Raw genomic sequence first — 13129 nt, forward strand, 5'->3', positions numbered from 1 at the left:
GAGGCCGGCGCAACGCCGCCGGTAAACTATGCACCGATAGATGGAGCCGCCCCGGGGGTCGCACCTGTCGGTTTTACCCAGGCCCGTCCGCTCGGGAAACCGGCGCCCAGAGGGTTCGTGCCCCCTTCGGCCGGACACACCGGAGGCAACTTTGCGGCCGAAAGCGCGTTTCCTTGCCTTCGACTTCCCTTGGACTTCCGGAATTGAGGTGCTATCCAGCCTTTCCCCGTGCCTACCACCCCCATATGGCGGCCCTCCGGGCGGCGCGCATGCAAGCCAAGCTTCTCATTTCAGACGGATTTTCATCATGACGCAAGTCGATCACACCCGTATGGCCAACGCCATTCGTGGGCTCGCAATGGATGCGGTCGAGAAGGCGAAATCCGGCCATCCCGGGCTGCCGATGGGTGCGGCCGACGTCGCGACCGTCCTGTTTACACAGTTTCTGAAATTCGATGCGGCCGACCCGGCCTGGCCGGACCGCGACCGCTTCGTGCTCTCGGCCGGCCACGGCTCGATGCTGCTCTATTCGCTGTTGTACCTCACGGGCAACAAGGACATGACGCTCGACCATCTCAAGCACTTCCGTCAATTGGGTTCGCTGACGCCGGGGCATCCGGAGAACTTCCACACCAAGGGCATCGAGACCACCACCGGCCCGCTCGGCCAGGGCATCTCGACGGCGGTCGGCATGGCGGTCGCGGAGAAGATGCTCGCTGCCGAATTCGGCAAGAAGATCGTCAACCATCACACCTACGTGCTCGCCTCTGACGGCGACCTGATGGAAGGCGTGTCGCAGGAAGCGATCGCGCTCGCCGGCCACTGGCGGCTCAACAAGCTGATCGTGCTCTATGACGACAACGGCATCTCGATCGACGGCCCGACATCGCTTGCGGATTCCGTCGACCAGGTGAAGCGATTCAAGTCGGCGGGATGGGCCGCCGAGCACATCAACGGCCAGGATCAGAAAGCGATCGCGGACGCGATTACGCGCGCGCAGAAATCGAGCAAGCCGACGCTGATCGCCTGCAAGACCACGATCGGCTACGGCGCGCCGACCAAGGCCGGCACCAACAAGGTCCATGGCGAAGCGCTCGGCGCCGACGAACTGAAGGCCGCCAAGGAAAAGCTCGGCATCTCGCTCGAACCGTTCTCGGTGCCCGATGACGTGCTGAAGGCCTGGCGCGAAGCGGGTGCGCGCGGCGCGGCGGAGCGCCAGGAGTGGGACGCACGTTACGCCGAGCTCGGCAGCCGCAAGCGCGCGGAATTCGAGCGCCGGCTGCGGCACGAACGGCCGGCGTCGCTGGCGAAGGCGCTGAAGGGACACAAGAAGGCGCTGCTCGAAAACCCGCTCAACGTCGCGACCCGCAAATCGTCGGAGGCCGCGATCGAGGTGATCGCCGCCGCGATGCCGATGGAATTTCTCGCCGGCTCGGCCGACCTCACCGGCTCCAACAACAACAAGGCGAAATCGGCGGTCAACTTCTCCGCCAAGACGCCGAAGGGCCGCTTCATCCACTACGGCATCCGCGAGCACGGCATGGCCGCGGCGATGAACGGCATCTTCCTGCACGGCGGCTTTGCGCCGAACGGCGCCACCTTCCTGGTGTTCACCGACTATGCGCGGCCGGCGATGCGACTTGCGGCGTTGATGGGCACCGGCGTCGTCTATGTCATGACGCATGACTCGATCGGCCTTGGTGAAGACGGCCCGACGCACCAGCCGGTCGAACATCTTTCCGCGCTGCGCGCCATTCCCAACATGCGCGTTTTCCGCCCCTGCGATGCCATCGAGGTTGCAGAATGCTGGGAACTCGCGTTGAACCGGATCGACGGCCCGACGGTGCTGGCGCTGACGCGACAGAACCTGCCGCAGCTTCGAACCACCGCGCCTGCCGACAATCCGTGCAGCCATGGCGCCTATGAGCTGGTCGCGGCGCAAGGTGACGCAAAAGTGTCATTCTTCGCCTCCGGTTCCGAAGTTCAGATCGCTGTCGACGCGCAGAAACAGCTCGCGGAACGCGGCATCCCGTCGCGGGTTGTGTCGGTGCCTTCGCTCGAATTGTTGCTGGCGCAGCCGGAAGAGCGGAAAAAGGCCATCATCGGCAACGCGCCGATCAAGGTCGCGATCGAGGCGGCCGTGCGCTGGGGCTGGGATGCCGTGATCGGCCAGGACGGCGAGTTCATAGGCATGCACGGTTTCGGCGCCAGCGCGCCCGCCAAGGACCTTTTCAAGCATTTCGGAATTACCGCCGAGGCCGCCGTTAACGCTGCCCTGAAGCGCGTCGGCTAGCGGTTGAGCTTGCCCCGAAAAAGGACTAGGTAACTCCTATCTAATCCGTCCTCGTCCGGCCGAACCGGGCGATCCGCCGTAACACCCTCGCTGGAGCACGCGCCAGCGGGGACGGCAACAGCTATTAGAGGAGTGAAACAGCATGGCAGTCCGGGTCGCAATCAACGGGTTCGGCCGCATCGGCCGCAATGTGCTTCGAGCCATCGCCGAGTCTGGCCGCAAGGACATCGAAGTGGTCGGGATCAATGATCTCGGCCCGGTCGAGACCAACGCCCATTTGCTCCGTTTCGACTCCGTGCACGGCCGCTTCCCGGGCACCGTCACCGTCGATGGCGATACGATCAGCGTCGGCGACAGCAAGATCAAGGTGTCCGCCGAGCGCGATCCGTCCAAGCTGCCCTGGAAGGATCTGGGCGTCGATGTCGCGCTGGAATGCACCGGCATCTTCACCGCCAAGGATAAGGCGTCCGCGCATCTGACCGCCGGCGCCAAGCGCGTGCTGGTCTCCGCGCCCGCCGACGGCGCTGATGCCACCATCGTCTACGGCGTCAACCATGACACGCTGACCAAGGAGCACCTGGTGATCTCCAACGGCTCCTGCACAACCAACTGTCTCGCGCCGGTGGCGAAGGTCTTGAACGACACGGTCGGCATCGAGACCGGCTTCATGACCACGATCCATGCCTATACCGGCGACCAGCCGACGCTGGACACGCTGCACAAGGATCTCTACCGCGGCCGCGCGGCGGCGATGTCGATGATCCCGACCTCGACCGGCGCAGCCAAGGCGATCGGCCTGGTGCTGCCTGAACTGAAGGGCAAGCTCGACGGCGTTGCGATCCGCGTGCCGACGCCGAACGTCTCGGTGGTGGACCTGAAGATCGTCGCCAAGCGCGCAACCGACGCCAAGGAAATCAACGAGGCGATGAAGCGCGCCTCGGAGCAGCAGCTCAAGGGCATCCTGGGCTACACCACCGCGCCGAACGTCTCGATCGACTTCAACCACGATCCGCATTCGTCGACCTTCCACATGGACCAGACCAAGGTGCAGAACGGTACGCTCGTGCGCGTGATGTCGTGGTACGACAACGAGTGGGGTTTCTCCAACCGCATGGCCGACACCGCCGTCGCGATCGGGAAGCTGCTGTAACCATTTGTTTGTCGTCATGCCCGGCCTTGAGCCGGGCATCCACGTCTTTGTTTCCGTAGGAGCAAGGGCGTGAATGGACGGGACATAGGCGAGCGAAAGCGACGCCGTCCTTCGGACGGCGAAGCCCGCCCATGACAGAGGAAGCCCTGACATGAAAAACTTCCGCACCCTCGACGACGTTGACGTGAAGGGCAAGCGAGTGCTGCTCCGCGTCGATCTGAATGTGCCCATGGAAAATGGCCGCGTCACCGATACCACGCGGCTGGACCGTGTCGCGCCGACGATCACCGAGCTTTCCGACAAAGGCGGCAAGGTCATCCTGCTGGCGCATTTCGGCCGTCCCAAGGGACGCGATCCCAAGGAATCGCTGAAGCCGGTCGCTGAGGCGCTGTCGAAAGTGATCAAGAAGCCGGTCGCTTTCGCCGACGACTGCATCGGCGAGCCCGCGGCAAACGCTGTGGCGGCGCTGAAGGACGGCGAGATCCTCTGTCTGGAGAATACCCGCTTCCACAAGGAGGAAGAGAAGAACGATCCGGCCTTCGTCGCGGAACTGGCAAAGCTCGGCGACATCTGGGTCAATGACGCGTTCTCGGCGGCGCACCGCGCCCATGCCTCGACCGAAGGCCTCGGCCACAAGCTGCCGGCCTATGCCGGACGCACCATGCAGGCCGAGCTCGACGCGCTCGGCAAGGCCTTGGAAGCCCCGAGCAAGCCGGTCATCGCGATTATCGGCGGCGCCAAGGTTTCCACCAAGATCGACCTGCTCGAAAATCTCGTGACCAAGGTCGACGCGCTCGTGATCGGCGGCGGCATGGCCAACACCTTCCTGCATGCGCAGGGCGTCGGCATCGGCAAGTCGCTGGCGGAGAAGGATCTCGCCGCGACCGCGCTGCGCATCCTGGACAAGGCCGCGGCCTCCAATTGCGCCATCATCCTTCCCGTCGATGCCGTCGTCTCCTTCCACTTCGCGGCCAATTCGCCATCGCATGCCTACGGCCTGGACGCGATCCCGGCCGAGGGCATGATCCTCGACGTCGGCCCGCAATCGATCGCCCGCATCCATGCCGCGATCGACGATGCGGCGACGCTGGTGTGGAACGGCCCGCTCGGCGCCTTCGAGCTGCCCCCGTTCGATCGCGGCACCGTGGTGGCCGCCAAGCACGCCGCCGAACGCACCAAGGCCAAGAAGCTGATTTCGGTCGCAGGCGGCGGCGATACCGTCGCGGCGCTGAACCAGGCCGGCGTGGCGCACGATTTCACCTATGTCTCGACCGCCGGCGGCGCATTTCTTGAATGGATGGAAGGCAAACCGCTGCCGGGCGTCGAAGTCCTGAAAATCCGCTGACTACCAGTTCACGCGCGAACGCACTGCAAATACAGGGAGAATTCGGATGGCGCGCATTACCTTGCGGCAACTGCTCGACCATGCGGCTGAGCACGATTACGGGGTGCCGGCCTTCAACATCAACAATATGGAGCAGGCGCTGTCGATCATGGAGGCAGCCTCGAGCGTTGACGCGCCCGTCATCATCCAGGCTTCGCGCGGCGCACGCGCCTATGCCAATGACGTGATGCTCAAGCACATGATGGACGCCCTCACCGAGATCTATCCGCAGATCCCGGTCTGCGTGCATCTCGACCACGGCAACGAGCCCGCCACCTGCATGACTGCGATCCAGTCCGGCTTCACCTCTGTCATGATGGACGGCTCGCTGAAGGCCGACGGCAAGACGCCCGGCGACTGGGATTACAATGTCGGCGTGACCAGGACGGTCACGAACATGGCCCATCTCGGCGGCATTTCGGTGGAAGGCGAACTCGGCGTGCTCGGCTCGCTCGAGACTGGCATGGGCGACAAGGAAGACGGCCACGGCGCCGAAGGCAAGCTCTCCCACGACCAGCTGCTGACCAATCCGGATGAAGCCGTGAAGTTCGTGAAGGAGACCAAGGTTGACGCGCTCGCGATCGCGATGGGCACCTCGCACGGCGCCTACAAGTTCACCCGCAAACCGGACGGCGACATCCTCGCCATGAACGTGATCGAGGAGATCCACCGTAAATTGCCGAACACGCATCTGGTGATGCACGGCTCCTCTTCCGTGCCGCAGGACCTGCAGGACATCATCAACGAGTTCGGCGGCAAGATGAAGCCGACTTGGGGCGTGCCTGTCTCCGAGATCCAGCGCGGCATCAAGAACGGCGTGCGCAAGATCAACATCGATACCGACAACCGCATGGCGATGACCGGGCAGATCCGCAAGGTGCTCAAGGAGCACCCCGAAGAGTTCGACCCGCGCAAATATTTGAAGCCCGCGATGGAAGCGATGACCAAACTGTGCAAGCAACGGCTGCAGGAGTTCAATACCGCCGGCCAGGCCAGCAAGATCAAGAAAGTGCTGACCACGGCGGAAATGGCCAAGCGCTACGCCAAGGGCGAGCTCGATCCGAAGGTGGCGTGAAGCCGCCGCCGTAGCCCGGGTGAAGCGAAAGCGTAACCCGGGGCCACTTGCAACGCGGACGCGTTCCGCTCCACCCGGGCTACAAGCTCTCCACCCTCCCCTCGCACCCGGAAGGCGGAGGGTCGTTCGATTTGTAGTCGCTGTTCGATTTTAATGTTTAATCCTGCTCCGGCTTGCGCGACCGCCGGCCGCGGCGAACGTTTTCTAGGCAATTGCCCGATAACCGCCTATTTTGGTTTGCAAGGGCATGAACCATCTGGAGGACGTTCCATGAATCTCGCTGACCTCAACAAGATCGCGCTTGCCATGGTTACCCCGGGCAAGGGCATTTTGGCCGCCGACGAATCCTCAGGGACCATCAAGAAGCGCTTCGACGCGATCGGCGTGGAATCGACCGAGGAGAACCGTCGCGACTACCGCGAGATGCTGTTTCGCTCGACGGAGGCGATGAGCAAATATGTCTCCGGCGTCATCCTCTATGACGAGACGATCTGGCAGAACGCAAAGGACGGCACGCCGCTGGTCAAGCTGATCGAGCAGGCCGGCAGCATCCCCGGCATCAAGGTGGACGAGGGCACGCAAGCCTTGCCCGCCTGCCCCGGCGAACTCGTGACCGTCGGCCTCGACAAGCTTGCCGAGCGGCTGAAGAAATATTACGAGCGCGGCGCGCGCTTTGCGAAATGGCGCGCCGTGATCGACATCGGACAGGGTATTCCCACGACCACCGCAATCCATGTCAACGCGCATGCGCTGGCGCGCTACGCCGCACTGTGCCAGGCGGCGCAGATCGTGCCGATCGTTGAGCCGGAGGTGCTGATGGACGGCGGCCATGACATCGACCGCTGCTACGAGGTGACGCAGCAGGTGCTCAACACCGTATTCCGCGAACTGTTCATGCAGCGCGTCGCACTCGAAGGCATGGTGCTGAAGCCGAATATGGTGGTATCCGGCAAGAAGAGCCCGAAGCAGGCATCGGTGCAGGAGGTTGCCGAAAAGACCATCCGGCTCCTGAAGGCCTGCGTGCCCGCGGCCGTGCCCGGCATTGCCTTCCTCTCCGGCGGCCAGAGCGATGAAGAGGCGACCGCGCATCTTGACGCCATGAACCGGATCGGCGGCCTGCCCTGGAAACTCACCTTCTCCTACGGCCGCGCGCTGCAGGCGGCGCCGCAGAAGGCGTGGTCCGGCAAGGCCGGGAATGTCGCGGCCGGCCAGCGCGCCTTCACCCACCGCGCACGCATGAACGCGCTCGCGAGCAAGGGCGAGTGGGAAACCGGCCTGGAAAAGAAGGTGGCATAATTGGCCGCAAAGCCCGTTCCGCCGCGCCCGGCGCCGCGCCTCTATCTCGCGACGCCGGTGGTGGAAGATCCCTCCGAACTCATCGCAAGCCTGCCCGCTTTGCTCGCCGCGGCCGATGTAGCGGCAGTGCTGGTGCGGCTGCGCGAGACCGACCAGCGCACGATGATCTCGCGCGTGAAAGCGCTGGCGCCGGTGGTCCAGAACGCGGCCGCCGCGCTCCTGATCGACGGCCATGTCGAGCTCGTCGCGCGCGCCGGCGCCGACGGCGCGCATCTCACCGGCCTTGCCGCGCTGGAGGACGCGCTGCCGTCGCTGAAGCCGGACCGCATCGCCGGCGTCGGCGGGCTGCCGACGCGCCACGAGTCCATGGCCGCCGGCGAGCTCGGCGCCGATTACGTGCTGTTCGGCGAGCCCGATGCGAGCGGGCAGCGGCCCTCGACGCAGGCGATCGCCGAGCGGCTCAACTGGTGGGACGAATTGTTCGAGCCGCCCTGCGTCGGCTACGCCATTTCGCGTGAAGAGGCTTTCGAATTTGCAGCCGCCGGCGCAGACTTCGTCCTGGTCGGCGATTTCATTTTCGCCGACCAGCGCGGCGCTGGCACAGCGCTCGCCGAGGTCGGCGCGACCATCCGCGAAGCGCATGCGAGCGCGCTTGGGAAGCCAAGGGCAGGACTGACTCCGGAATGAGTCTGCTGCGTCCGATAGCGGTGGTGCTCGGCTGCGCCGTGCTGACGACGGGCGCGGTCGCGCAGATTTCGCTGACGCCGCCCGCCGCACAGGCGCCGGCCAGCAAGCCGGCTCCGAAAAAGGAGGCGCCGAAGCCTGCGCCAAAGCCGAAGGCAGCAGCGGAAAAGCCGAAGGCCGCGGCGGAAAAGAAGCCGGCCACGCCAAAGCCGTCGCCTTCACCTTCCCCATCGCCGAGCCCGACGCACCCGTTCGACGATCCCAATGTCGATCTCGTCTATGGCGCCTATCAGCGCGGCCTCTACAAGACCGCCTTCGACCTCGCCACCAACCGCGCAAACTACGCCCGCGACCCCAAGGCGATGACGATGCTGGGCGAGCTTTATGCCAACGGGCTCGGCGTCAAGCGCGATTACGGCAAGGCGGCCGAATGGTACCAGCGCGGGTCCGACGCCGGCGACCGCGAGGCGATGTTCGCGCTCGCGATGATGCGGCTTGCCGGCCGCGGCGGCCCGGTGAACAAGGACGAGGCGGTCAAGCTGCTGGCGTCCTCGGCCAAACTCGGCAATCCCAAGGCGGCCTATAATCTGGCGCTGCTTTACCTCGACGGCCAGACGCTGCCGCAGGACCTCAAGCGCTGTGCCGAATTGTTGCGGATGGCGGCCGACGCCGGCAGTCCCGAGGCGCAGTACGCGCTCGCGACCTTCTACAAGGAGGGCACCGGCGTGCCCAAGGATCTCGAGAAATCGGTGCGGCTGTTGCAGGCCGCCTCGCTCGCCGACAATGTCGATGCCGAGGTCGAGTATGCGATCGCGCTCTACAACGGCTCCGGCACGCCGCGGAACCAGCCGGCGGCGGTGGCGCTACTGCGCAAGGCGGCCCGGCAGAACTCGCCGATCGCGCAGAACCGCCTCGCCCGCCTGCTCGCCACCGGCCAGGGCGTGCCGCAGGACAAGGTCGAGGCGTTGAAATGGCACACCGTCGCCAAGACCGCAGGCAAGGGCGATCCGGAACTGGACGAGATGCTGCTGGACATGAGCCCGCAGGACCGCGCCAAGGCCGAGGAGGCCGCACGCAATTGGCTCGGCACCGGCAAATGACGCCTTGACGGCGCCATCCCGAGAGGGCACGCAGTCGGAAATCCCCGACGGCGCTTGGGCCGTTTTCCCACCGACAAGCCCTCCATCATGCTCTATTCCGCCCTCATCAACGTCATGGTCAAGGCCGCGCGCCGCGCCGGCCGCAGCCTCAAGCGCGATCTCGGCGAGATCGAGCACCTGCAGGTGTCGCTGAAGGGGCCGGCGAACTTCGTCTCGCTGGCCGACAAGCGCGCCGAGGAGATGCTCTACACCGACCTCGCCAAGGCCCGCCCGGGCTACGGCTTCATCGGCGAGGAAGGCGGCACCCGCGAGGGCACCGACAAGAGCCACAGCTGGATCGTCGATCCGCTCGACGGCACCACCAACTTCCTGCACGGGATCCCGCAATTCGCGATCTCGATCGGGCTGGCGCGCGAGGGCACGGTGATCGCGGGGGTGATCTACAACCCCGCCAATGACGAGCTCTATATCGCCGAGCGCGGCAAGGGCGCCTTCCTCAACGACCAGCGCCTGCGCGTCGCCGGCCGCCGCAGGCTTGACGAATGCGTGGTCGCCTGCGGCCTGCCCCATATCGGCCGCGGCGACCATGGACTGGCGCTGAAGGAGATGGCCGTGCTGCAGAACAAGGTCGCCGGCTTCCGCCGCTTCGGCGCCGCCTCGCTCGACCTCGCCTTCGTCGCCGCCGGCCGCCTCGACGGCTATTGGGAACGCAACCTCTCCCCGTGGGACATCGCAGCCGGGCAGATCATGGTGCGCGAGGCCGGCGGCACCGTGAGCGGCATCGAGGGCAATGACGATCCGTTGCAAACCGGACACGTGGTCTGCGGTAACGAATTCGTGCACGGCGAACTGGTGAAGATTTTGAAGCCGCTGGGATAGTTGCTTCTTTGCAACCAAGTCGTCATGGCCGGGCTTGACCCGGCCATCCATCATCTTCGCAAAGAGTCGTTTTGGCGATGGATTGCCGGGTCAAGCCCGGCAATGACATGTCAGTGCGTTGGCCGTGCCGGCGCCGCATGCGGCTGCTGTGGCGCCGCCTCCTTCGGCTCGCGGTCGCCGGCCAGCACGCGTTGAACGCTGACGAAGAACACCGGGATCATCAACAGCGCCAGGATCACGACCGCGATCATGCCACCCATGACGACGGTGCCGAGCGCCTGCTGGCTGGCGCCGCCGGCGCCGCTGGCGATCGCCATCGGGAACACGCCGAACACGAAGGCGAGGCCGGTCATCAGGATCGGGCGGAAACGCAGCGAACAGGCCTCGATGGTCGCCTCGAGCAGCGGCTTGCCATGGGCGCGCAGGTCCTTGGCGAATTCGATGATCAGGATGGCGTCCTTGGCGGCAAGGCCGATGATGGTGATCAGGCCGACGGTGAAATAGACGTCGTTGGCGAGCCCGCGCATGCTCGCGGCGATCACCGCGCCGGTGACGCCGAGCGGTATGGTCAGCAGCACCGCAATCGGAATCGTCCAGCTCTCGTACAGCGCGGCGAGCAGGAGGAACACGACCAGCACCGACAAGCCTAGCAGGAACGGCGCCTGCGAGCCCGACAGCTTCTCCTGCAGCGACTGTCCGGTCCACTCATAGCCGAACCCGCGCGGCAATCTGTTCGCGAGCCGCTCCATCTCGTTCAGGGCATCGCCCGAGGTATAGCCGGCTCGCGCCTCGCCGGAGATGCGCACGGCGGGATAATAGTTGAAGCCCGCGATCTGGGTCGGTCCCTTCTGCCATTCGACCGTGGCGAATGACGAGAACGGCACGAGCTGCCCGCGGTTGTTCTTGACGTTGTAATTCAGAATGTCATCCGCATTCATGCGGGTGAACTTGTCCGCCTGTACCACGACGCGCTGCATGCGGCCGCGGTTCGGGAAATCGTTGATGTAGTTCGAGCCGAGATTGGTCGAGATCGTATTGTTGATGTCCTCGAAGGTGACGCCAAAGGCGCCGGCCTTTTCCCGGTCGATCACCAGATTGACCTGCGGCGCCGGCGGCAGGCCTTCGATATAGACCTTCTGCAGCACGGGGCTGGCATTGGCTTCCGCGATCAGGCGGTCGGCGGCGGCCATGAGCTGGGCGTAACCCTTCTGGCCGCGGTCCTGCAGGCGGAACGAGAAGCCCGAGGAGTTGCCGAGGTTGTCGATCGGAGGTGGCTGCAGCGCCGAGATCTTGGCGTCGCGGATCGATGAAAGGTCGCGGTTGATGTCGGCGACGATTGCGGCCGCCGAATCCTTCGGCCCGCGCTCCGACCAGTCCTTCAGCGTGATGAAGGCCTGCGCGGTGTTGAAGCCCTGGCCGAGGAAGCTGAAGCCGGTGAGAAACGTGACGTTCTCGATGGCGGAGCGTGCCAAAAGATACTTCTCGACCTTCTCGATCGCGGCCTCGGTGCGGGCGAAGGAGGAATCCGAGGGCGTCTGCACGTCGGTGGTGATGAAGCCCTGGTCGTCGACCGGCAGGAAGCCGCCGGGCAGCCGCATGAAGCCCCAGCCAAGCCCGACCAGAAGCGCGACATAGATCAGCATCAGCCGTCCGGTGCGCTTCAGCGTCCATCCAACCGTGCGCGTATAGCCGTCGCGGCCGGCATCGAGCGTGCGGTTGAACCAGCCGAACACGCCGCGGCGGCCATGGCCGTGCCCGGCCGTGACCGGCTTGAGCAACGTCGCGCACAGGGCCGGCGTCAGCGACAGCGCCAGCAGCGCCGAGAACGAGATGGCGGCGACCATGGTGACCGAGAACTGGCGGTAGATGATTCCGACCGATCCCGGGAAGAACGCCATCGGGATGAACACGGCAACCAGCACCAGCGTGATGCCGATGATGGCGCCGGTGATCTGCGACATCGCCTTGCGGGTCGCCTCCTTCGGAGGCAAGCCCTCCTCGGCCATGATGCGCTCGACGTTCTCGACCACGACGATGGCGTCGTCGACGAGGATGCCGACCGCCAGCACCATGCCGAACATGGTCAGCATGTTGATGGAATAGCCGAGAAGCATCAGCGTGGCGCAGGCGCCAAGCAGCGCGACGGGCACGACGATGGTCGGGATGATGGTGTAGCGGATGTTCTGCAGGAACAGGAACATCACGATGAAGACCAGCACCACGGCTTCGACCAGCGTCGTCAGCACCTTCTCGATCGCAGCCTCGACCACGGGCGTGATGTTGTAGGGGATCTCATAAGAGATGTTGGCCGGGAAGAAGCGCGACAGCTCCTTCATCTTGGCTTCCACCGCGCTTGCGGTCGCGAGCGCGTTGCCGGTCGGCGACAGCAGCACCGAGAGGCCCGCCGTCGGCTTGCCGTTGAGGCGGGTCTGGAACTGGTAGCTGAGGCCGCCGATCTCAAGCCGCGCAACGTCGCGCAGGCGCACGGTCGAGCCATCAGGATTGGCGCGCAGGATGATGGCGCCGAACTCGTCCGGCGAAGAGAGCTGGCCCTTCACCAGAACCAGCGCCGAAACCCGTTGCGAGTCCGTCGCCGGCTCCGCGCCGATGCTGCCCGAGGCGACCTGCGCGTTCTGCGCTGCAATTGCCTTGTTGACGTCGTCGGCGGTCAAGCCATAGCCGACCAGCTTTGCCGGATCGAGCCAGATGCGCAAGGAGCGCTCGGTCGAATACAGCGTGGCGCGGCCGACGCCGGGGATGCGGCGGATTTCCCCGAGCACATTGCGGATCATGAAGTCGCCAAGCCCGATTTCATCGAGGCTGCCATCGGTCGAGTTCAGCGTGATGATCTGCAGCACCGCGCTGGACGCTTCCTCGACCAGGATGCCCTGCTGGATCGCGGCGCGCGGCAGGCGCGCCTCGATGCGCTTGAGGCGGTTCTGCACCTCGACGGAGGCCTGGCTGGTCTCGGTGCCCGGGACGAAATTGGCGATGATCTCGACCTGGCCGAGCGAGTCGCTGGTGGATTCGAAATTCAGGATGCCGGAGGCGCCGTTCAGCTCCTCCTCGATCAGCCGGGTGACGCTGTTATAGAGATTTTCCGGCGAGGCGCCGGGATAGCTGGTCGAGATCGAGATCGAGGGCGGCGCAATGATCGGATATTGCGCGATCGCCAGCAGCGGAATCGAGATCGCGCCGATCAGGCAGATGAAGAGCGCGACGACCCAGGCGAAGATCGGCCTGTCGATGAAAAAGCTCGCCATCTCGG

Annotated in this window: 9 protein-coding genes; 8 read left to right on the forward strand and 1 reads right to left on the reverse strand. The window is 65.0% G+C overall.

Features of this window, described 5'->3' with window-relative positions; translation table 11 throughout:
- Positions 1 to 307 precede the first annotated feature (307 nt).
- The 8 genes from tkt to YY7_RS0113540 all read left to right on the forward strand — a co-directional run bounded on the left by tkt (position 308) and on the right by YY7_RS0113540 (position 9861).
- The gene (tkt, locus tag YY7_RS0113505) at positions 308 to 2293 is read left to right on the forward strand and encodes a transketolase (RefSeq protein WP_028163720.1); all 1986 of its coding nucleotides are present in this window, start codon (positions 308 to 310) and stop codon (positions 2291 to 2293) included.
- A 142-nt stretch (positions 2294 to 2435) separates the two neighbouring features.
- Positions 2436 to 3443 (forward strand): type I glyceraldehyde-3-phosphate dehydrogenase, encoded by a 1008-nt coding sequence (gene gap, locus YY7_RS0113510; protein ID WP_028163721.1) that lies wholly within the window; start codon positions 2436 to 2438, stop codon positions 3441 to 3443.
- Positions 3444 to 3594: 151 nt separating this feature from the next.
- Positions 3595 to 4788, forward strand: coding sequence for a phosphoglycerate kinase (locus YY7_RS0113515; RefSeq protein ID WP_028163722.1), 1194 nt, complete (start codon positions 3595 to 3597; stop codon positions 4786 to 4788).
- Between the two features lie 46 nt (positions 4789 to 4834).
- A complete protein-coding gene (fba, locus tag YY7_RS0113520; protein WP_028163723.1) occupies positions 4835 to 5902 on the forward strand; it encodes a class II fructose-bisphosphate aldolase in 1068 nt (355 codons plus the stop codon).
- 270 nt (positions 5903 to 6172) lie between these two features.
- Positions 6173 to 7198, forward strand: a complete 1026-nt coding sequence (locus YY7_RS0113525; RefSeq protein WP_028163724.1) for a class I fructose-bisphosphate aldolase — start codon at positions 6173 to 6175, stop codon at positions 7196 to 7198.
- Positions 7199 to 7885, forward strand: a complete 687-nt coding sequence (locus YY7_RS0113530; RefSeq protein WP_028163725.1) for a thiamine phosphate synthase — start codon at positions 7199 to 7201, stop codon at positions 7883 to 7885.
- Positions 7882 to 8982, forward strand: a complete 1101-nt coding sequence (locus tag YY7_RS0113535; protein ID WP_028163726.1) for an SEL1-like repeat protein — start codon at positions 7882 to 7884, stop codon at positions 8980 to 8982. The genes YY7_RS0113530 and YY7_RS0113535 overlap by 4 nt, the downstream gene beginning before the upstream one ends.
- Before the next feature lie 87 nt (positions 8983 to 9069).
- The gene (locus YY7_RS0113540; RefSeq protein ID WP_028163727.1) at positions 9070 to 9861 is read left to right on the forward strand and encodes an inositol monophosphatase family protein; all 792 of its coding nucleotides are present in this window, start codon (positions 9070 to 9072) and stop codon (positions 9859 to 9861) included.
- A gap of 110 nt (positions 9862 to 9971) precedes the next feature.
- Here the strand turns inward: YY7_RS0113540 and YY7_RS0113545 are convergent, their stop codons facing one another.
- The gene (locus tag YY7_RS0113545) at positions 9972 to 13124 is read right to left on the reverse strand and encodes a multidrug efflux RND transporter permease subunit (RefSeq protein ID WP_028163728.1); all 3153 of its coding nucleotides are present in this window, start codon (positions 13122 to 13124) and stop codon (positions 9972 to 9974) included.
- Positions 13125 to 13129 lie beyond the last annotated feature (5 nt).

The organism is Bradyrhizobium elkanii WSM2783 (genome assembly GCF_000472865.1).
GTDB lineage: Bacteria > Pseudomonadota > Alphaproteobacteria > Rhizobiales > Xanthobacteraceae > Bradyrhizobium > Bradyrhizobium elkanii_A.

Excerpts from the sequence above, each read along its gene's own strand:
- YY7_RS0113540 (WP_028163727.1), top strand. The coding sequence starts at position 9,070 with ATGCTCTATTCCGCCCTCATCAACGTCATGGTCAAGGCCGCGCGCCGC.
- fba (WP_028163723.1), top strand. The coding sequence starts at position 4,835 with ATGGCGCGCATTACCTTGCGGCAACTGCTCGACCATGCGGCTGAGCAC.
- YY7_RS0113535 (WP_028163726.1), top strand. The coding sequence starts at position 7,882 with ATGAGTCTGCTGCGTCCGATAGCGGTGGTGCTCGGCTGCGCCGTGCTG.
- YY7_RS0113525 (WP_028163724.1), top strand. The coding sequence starts at position 6,173 with ATGAATCTCGCTGACCTCAACAAGATCGCGCTTGCCATGGTTACCCCG.
- YY7_RS0113515 (WP_028163722.1), top strand. The coding sequence starts at position 3,595 with ATGAAAAACTTCCGCACCCTCGACGACGTTGACGTGAAGGGCAAGCGA.
- gap (WP_028163721.1), top strand. The coding sequence starts at position 2,436 with ATGGCAGTCCGGGTCGCAATCAACGGGTTCGGCCGCATCGGCCGCAAT.
- tkt (WP_028163720.1), top strand. The coding sequence starts at position 308 with ATGACGCAAGTCGATCACACCCGTATGGCCAACGCCATTCGTGGGCTC.
- YY7_RS0113545 (WP_028163728.1), bottom strand. The coding sequence starts at position 13,124 with ATGGCGAGCTTTTTCATCGACAGGCCGATCTTCGCCTGGGTCGTCGCG.